We start from the raw sequence: 15,673 nt of genomic DNA, 5'->3' as shown, positions 1-15,673 counted from the left end.
AACTATCACAATCTTGCGGTCAGTTTCAAGAGTGTCATGGGAATCCCTCAATATGGATACAATTGAAACTAGACGCATTGGGTTCGCATCATGAAAGCTTCTGCTAATCGCCAGCTTGAATGTACTCACTTGCCCGTTCTGTCAAGTCGAGAACAGGGTTGGGAAAACATCCTGGTTGAGCAATTCCAGCCACCTGCGGGTGAAGCGAGGTTTGATCAGGGCGATGAACATGCAATTTATCTATCTCTTGCACCTCGTCCAGTTCACTCGCTGCAAGTTCAGGGAGGCAAGACCTACGCGGGGCTGTACGGCAAAGGAGACATTTCCATCATGCCTGCCCAGGTACCGTTTTTTTCTCGTTGGGATGGTGACGATCGCTTCTTGCTGATTCGGATTACGTCTCGTTTCATCCAGACTGTTGCGAAAGAAACCATTAATAGGAATCCCGATCGCCTGGAACTCCTGCCCATATTTCAGACTCGTGATCCTCAGCTTGAAGCGATTGGGACACTGCTGCTGACTGAACTCAAGCAGGAAGCCTCAAGTCGGCTCTACATTGAATCACTGGCAAATGTTCTGGCGGTTCATTTACTCAGACAATACGCGACAGCCATGCCTCAAGTGACAGTGTATGAAGGTGGATTACCCCAGCGTCAACTTTCACAAGTCCTAGACTACATGAACGACCATCTGGATCACGACATCAAATTGGCAGATTTAGCGGCGTTGTTGAATATGAGCCAGTTTCATTTCAGTCATTTGTTTAAGCAGGCGATCGGCGCATCCCCTTACCAATATCTGCTCCAGCAACGCATTGAACGGGCAAAGCAGTTGTTGAAAGAGGACGATCGATCCATCATGGATATTGCCCTGATGTGTGGATTCAACAGTCACAGTCATCTGAGCAAACAGTTTCGGCAAGTCACAGGCATGACACCCAAAGCCTATAGAGCAAGTTAGGCAACCATACATTTGTACAGTAAGAAGAACAACGACTTTGTTCAACAGTGACAAACATCTTGAACTCAACACCAAACTCTTTCCACAGTCCGCTACATTAAAATATGGGAAGTAAGTAAAAAGAGCAGTTCACTAAATCGATTGCGCTGAACAATATACGTGAACTGAAATATTAAATTGCCTGTACCGCCGATCGCTGCATCGCCCGTGAAAATGGTTCTTTAACCGCTATGATCAATCACACGACTTATCGACCGCGATCGCTCCTCTCACAGTTTGTAGAATTTCTTTTCTGATGCAAGGAAATCATAAATTCGACTGGCTGTCGGATTATAATAATTATCTTCGCTTCAGGATTAAATCTCTGAATGTTTTCTCTAGCAAAATCCGAGAATATATAGAATACCGAAGCTTCACCAATTCGCTTAGCATTATTTGCTCTTTCAAAAATTTTAAGGTATTCTGCTTCTGTCTTAATTTGCTGAGGATAAACATCTGGACTAAAAAAGTGCGGCTCTTTGAATAAAGGTTCAGGAAAAAAGACATCAGGATGCGATCTGAGATAGTATGAAAGTGATGTGGTACCGCATCGGGGCAATCCAATAATAAAAAAGTTTGGTTTTGGCATAAGCTATACCTCAGAAAAAATTTATAGTAGACGCAAAAATTATTTTAGATGTGTAGGATTATGAACGTAATCATAACAGACTAGTTGCTATTATCTTGAGAAATGCATTATCAATTTCTCTTTAGGCTTCTTTTTGGGGCTTCTTTAGAGATTTTCATGCTGACTGAGGTTTCACTAATAAGCAATTTTTCAAACTCTTCAAGATAAGACTCGGCAGTCCTACTGTAGCTAAATTCCTGAGCAAGGCAACTCGCATTCTTAGCTAGGTTGCAGGTTTGTTGCCAATTTTTGAGTACTGTTTCTAAGCTCTTGGCTAGATTAGAAATGGCTTGATTACTTCGATGGTCAAAGAAATACCCTGATACTCCTTCGATAATAAAATCTCTAAAACAATCTAAGTTTGATACGATTGGTACTAGTCCTGTTGCCATTGCTTCAAGCGGAGCTACACCGAAAGCCTCTCCCCTTTCTGCTAAGGAAGGATAGCAAAACAGATCCGCATCTCGATAAAAGTTTGCTAGTTGATGAGGATCAAAGGTTGGTTCCAAAAATTCTACGTTTAGATTTTGAGCTTTCAATTTGAGTTGCTGGAGATAGCTCTGGCCTCCTCCCCCTTGGTGTTCTTGATAGGGACCGATGATTCGTAGTTTGATAGTAGGAAATTTCTGGGCAAGCACTGTAAATGCGTCAATAAGCAGATGTAATCCTTTCTCCGGGTGAATCCTACCTGCGTATAAAATAACCTTCTCTTCTCTCTCTGGTTTAGGCAGCCGAGAAGGAGTAAAAATTTCTGTATTAATCGGATTAGGAATTGATGTAACTCGCGAGGCCATCCGAGGATTTTGCTGAATAATGGCGTTTTGTACAGCTTTCGATACACCAACAATCCGGTCAACCCCAGAATAGAGAAAATATTGCCCTTTAGGGGCACGCGCTGCATTTACAACGACTTTACCGCTTGTGGGATGAAGGGGCACAAACACAGGTAACCAAAAATCGTTGGTTACTAAAACATCTGCCGGTGGCAAAGTTGGAACAGTAGAAACTGCATAAATAAAATCTTTGACTAAATCAAACGCAATGTTTGTACTCTGTGCAAAACCACCACGGCGAATATATTGTACTCCTTTGATTACTTCGGTTTGCGGCTGATCAGGATGAGCGCGACAAAGAATTCTCACCTGGTGTCCTCTAACTGCAAATTCTTCTGCGACTCCTTGCCAACGCCGATTAACGGCCCCTCCTTGAATAGCTGGAACGGGTAACCAAGGGCCAGTAGCAATTGAAATGATCATAAGCCTCCTCTACTTATCGTCGCAGAATTGGATGCATTGTGGTGGTTGACCTTTGCCAACTAACCAGTGATAAACTTCTACCATTTGTTGAGTTGTTGATTGCCAAGAATACCGAGTTTCAACTAAAGCACGAGCCCGCTCTCCCATTTCTAGTCTTATTTCTGCTGATAATTCCATTCCCTCAACTAATGCATTTAATAGAGTCTGCTGGTCATCCTCAATCCACCATCCACAGCGATATTGTTCTAAATCTTGCCAAGGAGCTGCTTTTGTAGTGATTGCTGGTACACCATAAGATAAAGATTCTGCTACAGCAATGCCAAAATTTTCAGAGTGAGTTGGTAGAACAAATAGCTCGGAGTTAGTCATTGCGCTGGCTTTAGGTCGTCCGGTCAGCATACCAGTAAAAGTAACTCGTTCGGCTAACTCCAAGTGTTTTACTATCGACTCTAGCTCAGCTTGATAATTATCGATTGAGTTCGGCCCAGCAAGAATCAAATGCCAATCAGGAAATTTACCAGCTAGTTCATGCCAGACCTTCAGTAGGGTTTCCAAGCCCTTTTTAGGGTGTAGTCTAGACATGAACAGTAGCCATCGCTTTTCAGCCAGTTCAGGGAATACCTGGATTAATACTTCTTTCCCTACAAACTGATCTTTGTTAGGTAAATCAGCGGCATTGGGGATCAAGGCAATGGGTTGCTTTAACCCTAGCCGACGGATTGATTTTGCCTCTTCTAAAGAGGCCGCATGCAAAACGGTAGCACTCTGCAAATTCTTGCGCTCATATAAAAGCAATGCTAGCTTTTTTTTGAATTGACTATTTTTGAGGGACCATGACTCAAGCATGCCATGTGTTGAAATTATTAGAGGTAAGTGATTTCCTAAAGCTGCTCTACGGGCATAGATGTTAGGCAACATCCATAACCCATGGCTATGAATCACATCCAATGGCAATGCTGCAAAAACGACTCGCAGGCTAAGAGAGGCATAGCGTCAGCGGACGATTAAGTCGATGGAATTCCCCGCAGGTTTTCTCTGTTTCATGCTGCTATCTAATCGAGAGAACAATCTGCAGCGGGTTGCCAGAATTATCCAGCAGTTGACCCTGAATCAGATCACCTCCTGATCAACAACATCGGCGTTTTCCGACGGCTTACAGGCGAGAAATTCAATGTGATAATCAATTACTTCAAGTCCTACCTGTTGCTCGACTGCTTTCACCAGCTCTGGCGGCAGCTTCACTTCGACATCTAGCAGGCGGTTATCGTCTAGGCAACGAACATGGGAATGGGAGGAGGTGTGATGGCTATAGAGACATCCTTCTGCTCGTTCAACACGCTCAATCACTCCAGCTTTCGCTAACACATCTAAGTTTTGGTACACCGAAGTATGACCGATAGCCTCACCCCACTGACGCAGCCGATCGTAGATTTCGCTAGCGGGCAAGTGCTCATCCGTATCCCACAAAAGCTTGAGAACGAGCTGACGTTGATTACTTAAGCGCATTCCTTGCTGACGACAATAAATTAGACACTCTTCGTAGGACTTCAACCTGGGAGCCATAAACCTAGCTTCTCCACGTTATGGCAGTATTTCCATACTACACAAAACCAGAGTCAAGCAGTACTCATTACGAGTTTATATCTTCCGGGCTGTCTATTTTTACTCATACCGACCATGCGTAAAGCCGAAGCATAAACATGAATAAATATAACTAAAAAGAGAAATCAAAGGAAAGAGAAGAGATAGGGCTTTGAAAAACAACCTATGATTGAAATTAACGATTTATAAAAACAACGATTATAGAACATAGAAATTCTATGGACGCAAAAGAACTCCTACGGCGATATGCCACAGGAGAGCGGGACTTCGGGGCTGTAGACCTGAGTGAGGTCAATCTCCATGACGCCGATCTCAGGGGAGCTACGTTGAGAAAAGCCGTTTTGATTGGGGTAGATCTAAGCGGGGCCAATTTGATCGATGTGAACTTAAATGGGGTCGTCTTGCGGCAATCCAATTTGCGGGAAGCCTGTCTGAGTGGAGCAAAGCTATCCGGCACCGATCTATCCGAAGTGGATCTGACCAAGGCAGATTTAAGCGGAGCGAACCTGTGGCGAGCCACTTTGAGACAGGCAATTTTGGATCAGACCAATCTCAGTCGAGCCAACCTGCATGAGGCCAATTTGATCCGAGCCGCGTTGACCGCTGCCAACCTGATTGGAGCCAACCTGAATGCTGCCAATCTGAGTGAGGCTGATTTATCAACTGCCGATCTAAGCCGAGTGCATGGGATTGGATCAAAGCTGCACCGAACGATTTTATGCGGCGCTAATCTGGAGCGAGCCGATTTCAGTAATGCCGTACTACAGGAAGCTGACTTGAGCCGAGCCAATCTGAGCGCCATCAATCTGGGTGGTGCCAACCTCAGTCAAGCCCATCTAAACGGCGTGAATTTGACGGGTGCAAATTTATCTTGCGCCAACTTGATCGATACCAAGCTGATGCTGGCAGAGATGCGGGGCGCTAGATTGGATTGGGCCGAATTAACCAGGGCCAATTTGACCGAAGCCGATCTGAGTTGGGCTAGTTTGCGGGAAGCCAACTTGAGCGCTGCCATACTGCACCAGACCGTGTTGACCGAGGTTGATTTAAGTTTCGCCATTCTACGAGGTGCCGATCTGAGCAATGCCAAGCTGAATCTAGGCAGCTTAAAAGAGACAAATTTGAATTGGGCGATTCTACCTCAAGGTACCGTCCGCTCTAATTGATTAGGTTGATGGGGATAGAGTTGTTTCTAAACGAGGTTGCATTCAACATCTTTAAAAACGTTTACAAGCTTGCTGTTGATTTTTGGTCATCGTTCGGTTCTTTGTAGTGTTTTTTAATATTTTGATTTGTAAAGGATCGAATTCTGTCAGTGTTTACTTTTGTATTCAAAGTAACAAGAGCAGAGTAGAATGATCCCATAGATCAAACTGCAATCATTTCAAAAACAGAATCAAGAACAGAGGCGTTCCAACGATTGCGCTGGCGTGATGCTTTTGGAACATCTTTTTTGCTTCGCCGGAAAAGCGCTTGAACACTCGTTTCCTCTAGTCCAAATCGCCGCATCGAGGAGAGTTTATGGTAGACGTTGTACCTAGATTAGAACCGTTCCCCGCCCAAGCCCAAAAAACTAAAAAATCGGTCGGCATTCCTAGGGAAATTGTTGAGCAGGAAGATCGGGTTGCAGCTACACCTGAAACGGCGAAAACTTTGCAGAAGCTGGGGTTTGAAGTTCTGGTTGAATCAGGAGCTGGCGAAGCAGCTCACTTTGCAGATGCTGCCTACTGTGAGGCAGGGTGCCAAATTGTCGATGCAGCAACGGTTTGGTCAGCCGATATTGTGCTGAAAGTGCGGCCTCCAAGCATCCGGCCAACCGGAAATCACGAAGCTGAGATGCTGGCCCCAGGTGGCACGTTGATTAGTTTTATCTACCCGGCGCAAAATCCAGACCTGTTGGCTAAACTGGCAGCTCGTCAAGCGACGGTCGTCATGGTCAGAAGCTTGGATCGTTGGTGGTGCCATTACCGTTGTTATACCTAAAGCCGTCAGCGCTAAGCCAAAAGCTGCTGCCGTTAAACCAATGTTTTTGGGGGTCGATGCCGCCTTTCCGATAGTAAAGATGCGCCTGAGGGCTGTTTGCATCGTTTGCCCTGTAATCAGCAAAATCGGCTGAATTGCCATTTCTGTATCTCCTTAAAGCACCAGGAATTGAGACTCCGCCAAACGCGAGTCTGATAGAAAATTTGAGTTCGTCGAAACCTGTCAATCTGGGGAGGTTGTCCTCTTGTGGGGAATTACGGAGGTGGATTGGCTTTGGATTTAAAGCTTGAACAAAATTGTTTTAAATCCTGTCCTCAGGTTTGATCCGACCTTTTCCGACCTTTTCCAACTGACAATCACCAATCTGTTGCATATTCTTGAAAAGTGCTAGCCGAGTGAACGTTACTATACCGTCACCATTTGAAATTCACGGCAATCCTAAGCTGCCAGATTGAATACTCCGGCTGTCATTCATCATGCCAGCTAAATAGTCAGCTAAATAGTCCTGGTTTCTACGCAAATCAGTTTGCAGTCATCCCTATCTTGACTCCTGACTCCTGACTCCTGACTCCTTCTATACCCTATCTCGTCACATTAATCTCACATAAAAAGGCATTAATCATGATTCACCACATCTCGATTGCAGCTAATCATCCATTACATGTTGCTCAAGTGTTAGCAGAACTATTCCAGGGAGACGTGATGCCGTTTCCAGAACATGAAGGCAGCTATGTTGCTCTCACCTATGATCCTCACGGCACCTTGATTGTGGTCTTGCCTAAAGGGACAGAGCTGATGCCCAATCTGCCGGATGATAGTACACAGGTAGTTGTCGATGCCGATGCCGGTAGCCAGTTTGTTCATAATCCCTATACTCCAACCTATACCGCAACCCATGCGGCGATTTCGGTGCCCGTGAGTGAAACCCAAATTCGAGAAATTGCAGCCCGTGAGGGATGGCATGTCGCTCACTGCGATCGGCAAAACTTCTTTGAGGTCATCGAGTTCTGGCTGGAGAACCAAGTGCTGATAGAACTGTTACCGCCCACAATCGCACCTAAATATACTGCGTTTATGCAGCCCGAATCATTGAAGCAATTTGCAGCAACGATGGCTGCTTCGTGATCGATGGGATTATCAAATCGACCCTCAAATCAATCATCCAATAAATCATCCAATATATCGCGAATTGAAGAACGGAGAAAAATCAATGCAGTTTCGTGCATCAGCATCGTCTCTAAATGCCACCAAAGATTATACGCCGCATCCGCTGCTACTGACCCTGTGGCAGTTTGTGTATCAACGAACTGGCCTGAATAATGCGCTCGATCAACTGGCCGCCACTCTGCTCAGAACTCCTGAACCTGAGGTTAATTGGAGGACAGATCGCTACGGTGAACCCTACCTAGAAATTTACGATCCAGCTACCAAAAAGTTCCACTACTTTACTTCAGACCAAGACGCCTTAATTTGGCTGGAGCGGCGATTTCAGCCATTTCTATAAAAGAGTCTTGTAGGCTAACGCAAGTATTTCTTCTACGCCTCTTTATGCGAGTGCTGGTAATATACTTAGCCGCCTCCTATATCGTGATTTGGCTGGTTAAGCAGTGGTTCAGTCAACGTTCTTACATTGGGCAAAGCGGTGCTTATCCAAATTCTATGGGCGCATGTCAGTCTACTCACTACTTCGAGCTTTATGTCCTGGGTCATCCCCTGACCCAGCTATTGATCGAAATTCCAGACGGCATCTGCATCAATGGTGAAATTGCCATCACCTACTCGTTGTTTGATTCAATCCCACAGCGAATGGATGTCACCAGCGCCATTACGTTTGATTACGCCACCATTTGTTTTCCGCAGCCAATTCCACCGGGAGCAATTATGCTAGTTTCCCTGCAAAAGGTCAGGAGTGCAGAAGGCTCAAGCCAAACCTGGCTCTACCCGGTCTACGGTAGGAATGATGCAATGCCATTTACGTTTCTCGGTATTGCTCGGATTCGATGCTGGTGAAGGGAGGGAAGATGGAAAGGAGGGATGGGTGATAATCATTCATTGCTGCCCAATTTGTGAGATAGTGCTGAAAGTAAACTCAACAAGTGAACTCAACACACTGCTTCGCAAAAGCGAGCTGCAACACTCAACACTCCCAGTCGTCCCATGTCTGATCAAGCGATTAGCGCCGCTGTTGCCAAACTCTACGATACCTATCCCTTTCCGCCCGACCCTCTGCTCGATCAGCCGCCTCCGGGCTATAACTGGCGCTGGAATTGGCTCACGGCTTATGCTTTCTGTACGGGACGCAAACCAGCTCAGCAGGATATTCGCATTCTCGATGCGGGCTGTGGTTCGGGTGTAGGAACCGAGTACCTGGTGCACCTGAATCCGCAGGCGCAGGTGGTGGGGATTGACCTCAGTGCCGGCACTCTGGCTGTGGCGCAGGAGCGCTGTCGTCGGTCTGGGGCCGATCGGGTAGAGTTTCGTCAGCTCAGCTTGTTTGATGCCGATCAGTTACCCGGAGCATTTGACTTACTTTGACATCCTGATTCTCCAAATACAGGTCCCACAGCAAACCTTTGACAAATTCGGTTTGGTCGAGCCGCTGTTGGCCGCTTAGGTCTGGCACACTTTTGAGCGAGTAAAGAATGCCCAGCAATCGCACAAACACCGGATGTTTGCGGCCCAACTGCTTGGCCAGTTTACCTAGGTTGTGAGTCAAGAAAGTAGCGTAGGATTCGAGCCGCAGAGGAATGCAGAGGCTGTAGTAATTAACAGTCAATCCAGCTTGATCGTAGCGCAGTTGAATTTCACCGTTTTCCAAACATTCGCCGTAAAAATTACCCAACAACGGCACCAGAATCGGTTGATGATTTCCATCAAACCGTGAATTCCAGGCGATATCGAAGTAATTGACATAGTTGGATGCGGGGCCATTTTCTAACACATCCATTAACCATCGGTTAGCGCTGTCATAGGCCATGTGGTTTGGTACAATATCCTGAAGCCAACCCATCTGCCGCTGCTGAAGGGATTGCACGAGCTGCTCAAATGCCGCTTCGGTACCCAGTTCTGGATTGATTTGAGTGGGGTCTACGACATCATAGCCATGGGTGCTGCCCGCCCTAGCTTTGAAAATTGGAGAAGCGTAAAGATCCGAAATCCCTAAATCAATCAGGTAATCAACAATTTGATTAGCAACATCAAAGCCAAAATCAGCGGTGAACTGAATCCGATAGGTCGCTTGAGGAATCCGCATTGTAATTTACGATACATCCAAGTTTAGGTTTAGGCTAACAGCACATTACCGAGATTAGTCGATTTTGCCTATCTCTCGCAGGATAGAGACCAGACAGATGCATTATCAAAAAAACATTAGGCACCAGCAGGGCCATTAAACAACCCAACTGATACCCAATTCATAGGAGTAGAAACAGGCTGACGGATCTTCGCGTATACGCTACATCGTTAGCTCATTTATTACCGCAGCAGTACTGATTCATATACCGATCCAAATAGCCCACTGAATAAATGGTTGCCTAAACCGAAGCAGCCTGAGTAGGTTGACCTGCATCCGGCCTGTGTAGGGATAGCATCAGGCGAGAAATTCCAGTAAAAAGCACGCTAGCACCGACCAGAGTACCCAAGAGCCAAGGCGCATCAAACGGCCACTGGAACCAAATCATTCCACCCAGCAGCAGGGTGATTACCCCATCTCCCAGAACCCACAACCAGTTTTTCTGTGACCGCAGCCGAAAGGCAAGAATCAATTCAAACACACCTTCAGTAAGCAGGAAGCTGCCTAATAATAACGTCAGGGTCAAAATACCAGTATATGGATAGACAAACAGCATAATACCAGTAGCAACATAGAGAATGCCCAATAGAAGCTGCCAGATAAAACCACCCGATTGGCGCGTCTGAAACGCATAAACGATCTTGGCAGCACCCGCCGACGCCAAAATCAGAGCCGCCCAAGTTTCTACAAAAATTGTGGAAGCAACTGGCAGAGCAATAGCCGCAATTCCCAACACGATCAGCAGTACTCCAATCCAAGGAGAACCACCCACTCTGGGAGCAAGTCCATCGGGTCGAGAAGCGGTTGGATTTGTGGCGTTCGCATTAGTGGCATCAGGATTTGTATTTGTCGTCATATTAGTCGTCTGGCTCAAAGCAACATTACCGATCAGGTTAGGAAATTTTTCAGAGCCACAACAGTTCCTTTGGGTAGACTCTAGGCTTTGCAATAGCAGCAGCAAGCTATACCTAAAACGATGAAACTATATCTGAAGCGCCACATCCTTCTGAGTACTTGCTAAATCAAGCGGGTCAGCATTTTCTAGATCAGGTTCGGCAACCTGTAAATACTGTTCTAGAAGCGCTAAGTTGCGAATATTGGATTTATAAAAGGCATCAAATAAATCGCCAAACAGAGGAATAGTTCCAACCACAGCTTCTAAACCAATGTTGAACAGCATGCGGCGAATTACCGCACCAGGCAGGTGAAATCGGGTTGCCAAATAGAGAATGTACAACGAAAACCCCGTTGCAACCAAGTCACCAGCTCCTGGAACTAAACCAATGATTGGATCAAGTCCAAATCGCACGCCAATCACAGGAAGACGAAACGCACTATCCATCAGACGGCTGAACCAGCGAATTCGATTTAAAGTAGCAATACGTTGAGCAATATCCATACTTGTGATCATACAGTGGCTAACCAGCCTACCAACTTGTATCCCAAGGTAGATCTTGCTTAAGCCACCGTAGCCATTTGCAGGTACCATTTTGAATTGATCTGGTGGAGTTGACCTGATTGAATTGACCTTAACTTGACCTTGATCTGACAGCCTTTATCACGCAAATTGCTGCCTATGCGGACTGTTTCTGCCCCTACCCTGCCATCTTCTCAATCTATAACTTTACTACCGCTACTGCGGCGAGACGAGTTAGGGCAGCAAGCTGCTGCACAATTCTCTGCCTCTACAACCCCCAAGCCGCATGCCAATTTTTTGCATCGCTCTAGTCAGAATCTCAGCCAGAACCTCAGTCGAAATCATCGGCAAAGCCAGTCCAGCCGCTCTACAAAGCTGCCTAACTTGAGGTCTAAGAGGTCTAAGTCGAATTCCTGGATTTGATCCGCCATCCGGTTAATGTTGGTACCCAGTATTGCCACTTCATCGTCTCCCTGCACCTGCACCCTGGTATTCAACTCACCCTGACCAATCTTCTCAACCGCCTCAGCCGCATTCAAAATTGGACGAATCACTCGATTTACCAAATAAATCGCCACAGCGGAGGCCAGCATGGCGCTACCGCCTGCTCCTAAGAGGAGAATCAGCAGTTGATTCCGTTGAGCCTGAAACGCCACTGCGGTATCTGTCGCCACTACAACGCTCCAATTCAACTCTGGTAGGTTCCAATTCAACTCAGCTAAGCTTGCCGATCGTTGAGGTGGCACATAACTAACCAGTTGGCGAGCCTGCGTTACCTGGTTTTCCGCGACGAGGCTGTCTGCCTGTTGATTCGCTCTTAGTTGAGCAATAGCAGGAAAAATAGTTTCAATTGCTTTCAGATCGGCTGCGGTCGTTGCTGGATCGGCTGCTGGCGCTTGACTACTTTCAGGTTTGGTAGCCTGTTTCAGAGAACTGTAAAAGACATTTCCGTCGCGGTCGAGCAGGTAATAGTCAGTGCCGCTTTTGCCGTCTAGCAACACAGAAAGCTTGGTTAAATTTTCCACCGGGACTCGCATCCGCACTGTGCCGATGATTTTTCCGGTTGCTTTATCCTTGATCGGAGCCGCCGCATATACACTCAAGACGCCTGAGCTGATTGAAGTCATCGGCTGACTCAAAATCGGCCCTTGTGCCCGTAAAGCAGCCTGAATATAGGAGCGATTGCGATGGTTCCCGAGCGGCTCTCCTTGAGATTGAGCAATCACGTCTCCATTCAGATCAAAGGCAGCCACGCTGTCATAGATCGGATAGATTTTTACGAAACGATCAAGTGCTTGGGTTTTCTGGGTTTGGGTTGTAGTCTGGCGTAGATCCGAATCGATCAAAATATCTAGTTCGGCAACAATCTGCACGTCACTGGCTCGCTCCGCCATCAACTGGGTTAGCTGAATCTTAATTTCAGTGGCAAGCCGTTGCTCGGATTCTTCTGTTTTTGCTCGGTCTAATCGACTGAACACAAGATATCCCACAACACCGATGCCCAACAGGGGTAGCGTACCGATGGCAGTTGCCAGTAAAGTTGCTTTGAGACGCAAGCTCAACCCCTTGGATTTAGCCGACTTGAATGACTTGGTGCCAAAGTCTAAATTTGGATCGATTGTATGGATAGGCAAATGGTCGGGCAGGGAAGTACTGAGTCGTGACATGGGGGGGTGTCCTCATTCAAGCAATCGTCTAGTGACAGGACTTAAACCATTCAAGCTGTAAAATCTAAAAACCTAATAGTGTAAAGCCCAATCGTGTAAGCCCAATCGTGTAAAGTTTAATAATTCGGTTAACCTAAAAACTTAGAAGATCTCCGTAATACCTTGTAGTGCCAGGGGCTAGCCGCAGGCATTCAACCCGTACTTCATTTGCTGTTTAAGAAAGTTGAATGCCTTAGACCTAATATAGGAGAGTCCTACTTGAATACAACTCTGATCCACTTCTAACCAGTCTCGCAATAAAAAGTGTATATTTGGTGGAAGTAAACTGAATCAACTAAAAATCATTGATTAAAAGTTGAGATTTTAGATTCTAGAGCGGTTGCCAAACCTGAGTGGGCACATCAGTGAGTTGAAATATACTTGTTTGACTAGGGACTGCTGCAATGGAATGATCATCGATTTGAGCAACTACTCGATCAACCACGATGCCAACACCAGATAGATGCTCAGCGGATTGACTCAGCCGGATAACTGACAATTTTTCTTTTAGAACACGAAGTGGAATATCTGAATTTAATTGTCTGGATAACAGCAGGTGAGCTGTGATCAATGGCACAATTACCCCTTGGTGATAGATCAGGCCTAGCAGCAAGGAATCATAGAAGGGCAGAGACAGAATCTGGGAACGCTCAACTAAAATAATCTCAGCGACCCATTTGGTTGGAACAGCCAGCCGTTGCTCACCCACATAGGTCAGAAAATAACGGTTGTTCAAACCTGACGATGCAGGCAAGGGGAAGTCTTCAATAATTTCCATACTTAGAGTACCAAACCCGGAAACATCGGTTGCTCGTATTCAAATTTTGCGTATGATCTGTTCTAGGCGATCGCGGGTCACAGGTTTCACTAAATAATCATTGGCACCAGCCCTGTTCAACCCGTAATTTACCTCGACCTTCGTTGCTTTCGTGGAACAAAAAATAACGTGCTGATCGGTGGTCAGTTGGTTTAGGCGCAATTCTCGTAAGAACTTGTAACCGTCTTTGTCCGGCATGACAATATCCAGAAACACCGATGAATACTGTCCGTCTGCGATCTTCTCTAGGATTCCTGCTGTACTGTCAAATGCCTCAACCTGATGTCCCATTTCTTTCAACAAGGACGATAAAAACAAGCGATCCACTGCATTATCATCAATAACCAAAAATTTCATCTTCTCTCCTCGATCGAACCAGCTTTAGGTTAGATTGCATCGGTAATTTATTGAGCCACTCTTGCAGCGACAGGTTGATAGATGGGGACAAATTCTTCTAATAACATTCGCAGTTCCGCCAGATTAAAATGACCATCCCACGCGCTATGCTTATCGGCTTTGCCGGCTTGCTACTGGCCGCATTAACTGTTGCTCAGGAGCGGAGCCCGCAACCACCGCCGCCACCGCTAATATATTCGGCTCCGTCAGACGCGGATCTCGTCGAGTTCTCAGATCCTTCAGGATCATTCAAGGCAACATTTCCAGGTCGACCAACGGAGGTTGTCCATAATTCCGGTTCGATTCAGGAACGCCATTATACTGTCGTAAGAAGTGGGTCGATGACACGGGTCATAGTGCTTGAATTTCAGGACACGATCGAATCCAGATCATCTGAAATTCTCGGTAACCTGAGAAAGAACGTTTCAAGTTTGACAAGAAATCCACCAAAAGAATTAGGTGAGAATCCGGGGAAGATCACGGTTGAAACCGTTTCAGAAATAAACGGTCAAACATTTGATCTCCTCGGTTACGAGTCAACGATGTTCTTTACTCACCTTGCCTTTCACATCACCGGAAAGAAACTGTATGTGATCAGCACAGACGTTACAAACTGGCACATTTTAAAGCAGTTCCATCCGAAGATCGTGAATAATTTTAATAGTGAGGCCGACCGGTTTCTACGCTCATTTGCAATTGCGAAGTAATGCTGATCGATTCCCATTGTCACATTGACGGGCCTCAGTTCGATAACGATCGAGACGACGTCGTCAGGCGTGCCCGTGATGCTGGCGTGGCAGCGATGCTGAATGTCGGGACCGGAGATCCGCATTCGGACGACTTTCGGCGCGCAGTAGCTGTTGCTGAAAAATACGAAAATGTTTGGGCAAGTGTCGGCGTTCACCCTCATGACGCAAAGCTTTACGATGACCTTGCCGAAGAGCATCTGATCGATCTCGCTGAGAATAAAAAGGTCATCGCATGGGGCGAGATCGGGCTCGATTATTACTATGACCATAGCCCACGCGATGTGCAGCGGGAAGTTTTTCGGCGTCAGATAGATGTCGCGAAAACCCTCGGCCTTTCCGTCATTATCCATAGTCGAGATGCCAATGACGATACGGTCCAGATCCTTACGGAGGCCTTTTCCGGAATAACTGAAAGCTCAGAACTGAACAGTAGGAACGGTGTGGGAATAATGCACTGTTTTGCAGGCACTCCGGAAATGGCGGAGAAACTGATGGAGGTCGGGTTTTATATCTCGTTTGCCGGGAATGTAACCTTTAAGAAAGCGGATGATCTCCGCGAAGCTGCTCGGGTCGTTCCGCTGGAGCGGCTCTTGGTAGAGACCGACTGCCCGTATTTAACACCGGTGCCGCACCGTGGGACACGAAATGAGCCCGCGATGGTCGTTCATACCGCTCAGTTCCTAGCAGAGTTTTACGGCGTATCATTTGAGCGTCTCGCCGAGCAGACCACGCGAAATTTCTACGATCTATTTCGCGTTCAGCCCGCCACAGATCAAACCGCCGAGACTGAAGGAGCTCGATCGTAAGCTGAAATACACTCTCTGTGCG

19 protein-coding genes are annotated in these 15,673 nt (G+C 46.4%); 9 read left to right on the top strand and 10 right to left on the bottom strand.

What is annotated here, in order from left to right:
• Window positions 1–90 precede the first annotated feature (90 nt).
• The gene (locus tag JVX88_RS19190; RefSeq protein WP_211619775.1) at window positions 91–960 is read left to right on the top strand and encodes a helix-turn-helix domain-containing protein; all 870 of its coding nucleotides are present in this window, start codon (window positions 91–93) and stop codon (window positions 958–960) included.
• 247 nt (window positions 961–1,207) lie between these two features.
• Here JVX88_RS19190 and JVX88_RS19185 read toward each other — a convergent pair whose 3' ends face one another.
• From JVX88_RS19185 to JVX88_RS19170, 4 genes are all read right to left on the bottom strand, one after another.
• Complete coding sequence (locus JVX88_RS19185; RefSeq protein ID WP_211619774.1) at window positions 1,208–1,588, bottom strand: sulfotransferase family protein; 381 nt, start codon at window positions 1,586–1,588, stop codon at window positions 1,208–1,210.
• A 110-nt stretch (window positions 1,589–1,698) separates the two neighbouring features.
• A complete protein-coding gene (locus JVX88_RS19180) occupies window positions 1,699–2,883 on the bottom strand; it encodes a glycosyltransferase family 4 protein (protein WP_211619773.1) in 1,185 nt (394 codons plus the stop codon).
• Window positions 2,884–2,892: 9 nt separating this feature from the next.
• Window positions 2,893–3,858, bottom strand: coding sequence for a glycosyltransferase (locus JVX88_RS19175; protein WP_225931623.1), 966 nt, complete (start codon window positions 3,856–3,858; stop codon window positions 2,893–2,895).
• Window positions 3,859–3,993: 135 nt separating this feature from the next.
• On the bottom strand, window positions 3,994–4,446 hold the full coding sequence (locus JVX88_RS19170) for a Fur family transcriptional regulator (protein WP_211619771.1): 453 nt from the start codon (window positions 4,444–4,446) through the stop codon (window positions 3,994–3,996).
• Between the two features lie 257 nt (window positions 4,447–4,703).
• Here JVX88_RS19170 and JVX88_RS19165 point away from each other — a divergent pair, with 257 nt between their 5' ends.
• The 6 genes from JVX88_RS19165 (at window position 4,704) to JVX88_RS19140 (ending at window position 9,003) form a co-directional block, all read left to right on the top strand.
• On the top strand, window positions 4,704–5,651 hold the full coding sequence (locus JVX88_RS19165) for a pentapeptide repeat-containing protein (protein WP_211619770.1): 948 nt from the start codon (window positions 4,704–4,706) through the stop codon (window positions 5,649–5,651).
• Window positions 5,652–6,006: 355 nt separating this feature from the next.
• A complete protein-coding gene (locus JVX88_RS19160) occupies window positions 6,007–6,468 on the top strand; it encodes a hypothetical protein (RefSeq protein WP_211619769.1) in 462 nt (153 codons plus the stop codon).
• A 621-nt stretch (window positions 6,469–7,089) separates the two neighbouring features.
• A complete protein-coding gene (locus tag JVX88_RS19155; protein ID WP_211619768.1) occupies window positions 7,090–7,593 on the top strand; it encodes a hypothetical protein in 504 nt (167 codons plus the stop codon).
• Window positions 7,594–7,678: 85 nt separating this feature from the next.
• Entirely contained in the window at window positions 7,679–7,972 is a 294-nt protein-coding gene (locus JVX88_RS19150) for a hypothetical protein (protein WP_211619767.1), read from the top strand.
• A gap of 50 nt (window positions 7,973–8,022) precedes the next feature.
• Window positions 8,023–8,478 (top strand): hypothetical protein, encoded by a 456-nt coding sequence (locus JVX88_RS19145; RefSeq protein WP_211619766.1) that lies wholly within the window; start codon window positions 8,023–8,025, stop codon window positions 8,476–8,478.
• Between the two features lie 147 nt (window positions 8,479–8,625).
• Complete coding sequence (locus JVX88_RS19140) at window positions 8,626–9,003, top strand: class I SAM-dependent methyltransferase (RefSeq protein WP_317134390.1); 378 nt, start codon at window positions 8,626–8,628, stop codon at window positions 9,001–9,003.
• Here JVX88_RS19140 and JVX88_RS19135 read toward each other — a convergent pair.
• The 6 genes from JVX88_RS19135 to JVX88_RS19110 all read right to left on the bottom strand — a co-directional run bounded on the left by JVX88_RS19135 (window position 8,954) and on the right by JVX88_RS19110 (window position 14,057).
• Window positions 8,954–9,721 carry an alpha-amylase family glycosyl hydrolase gene (locus JVX88_RS19135; protein ID WP_211619765.1) on the bottom strand — a complete coding sequence of 256 codons (768 nt, stop codon included), beginning with the start codon at window positions 9,719–9,721 and terminating at the stop codon, window positions 8,954–8,956. The genes JVX88_RS19140 and JVX88_RS19135 overlap by 50 nt on opposite strands.
• A 280-nt stretch (window positions 9,722–10,001) precedes the next feature.
• Window positions 10,002–10,616 carry an HdeD family acid-resistance protein gene (locus tag JVX88_RS19130; protein ID WP_211619764.1) on the bottom strand — a complete coding sequence of 205 codons (615 nt, stop codon included), beginning with the start codon at window positions 10,614–10,616 and terminating at the stop codon, window positions 10,002–10,004.
• Window positions 10,617–10,742: 126 nt separating this feature from the next.
• On the bottom strand, window positions 10,743–11,159 hold the full coding sequence (locus JVX88_RS19125; RefSeq protein WP_036010947.1) for a DUF4112 domain-containing protein: 417 nt from the start codon (window positions 11,157–11,159) through the stop codon (window positions 10,743–10,745).
• A gap of 359 nt (window positions 11,160–11,518) precedes the next feature.
• Window positions 11,519–12,844, bottom strand: coding sequence for a sensor histidine kinase (locus JVX88_RS19120; RefSeq protein WP_211619763.1), 1,326 nt, complete (start codon window positions 12,842–12,844; stop codon window positions 11,519–11,521).
• Window positions 12,845–13,214: 370 nt separating this feature from the next.
• Complete coding sequence (locus JVX88_RS19115; protein ID WP_211619762.1) at window positions 13,215–13,661, bottom strand: chemotaxis protein CheW; 447 nt, start codon at window positions 13,659–13,661, stop codon at window positions 13,215–13,217.
• Window positions 13,662–13,700: 39 nt separating this feature from the next.
• On the bottom strand, window positions 13,701–14,057 hold the full coding sequence (locus JVX88_RS19110; RefSeq protein WP_211619761.1) for a response regulator: 357 nt from the start codon (window positions 14,055–14,057) through the stop codon (window positions 13,701–13,703).
• A gap of 128 nt (window positions 14,058–14,185) precedes the next feature.
• Here JVX88_RS19110 and JVX88_RS19105 point away from each other — a divergent pair, with 128 nt between their 5' ends.
• Together JVX88_RS19105 and JVX88_RS19100 are read left to right on the top strand one after the other, a co-directional pair.
• Window positions 14,186–14,803, top strand: a complete 618-nt coding sequence (locus JVX88_RS19105) for a hypothetical protein (protein WP_211619760.1) — start codon at window positions 14,186–14,188, stop codon at window positions 14,801–14,803.
• Window positions 14,803–15,651 carry a TatD family hydrolase gene (locus tag JVX88_RS19100; RefSeq protein WP_211619759.1) on the top strand — a complete coding sequence of 283 codons (849 nt, stop codon included), beginning with the start codon at window positions 14,803–14,805 and terminating at the stop codon, window positions 15,649–15,651. Before JVX88_RS19105 ends, JVX88_RS19100 begins: the two co-directional genes overlap by 1 nt.
• Window positions 15,652–15,673 lie beyond the last annotated feature (22 nt).

The organism is Leptolyngbya sp. 7M, assembly GCF_018128485.1.
The sequence above is the reverse complement of the archived record's forward strand: the minus strand, read 5'-3'. Positions and strand labels throughout refer to the sequence as shown.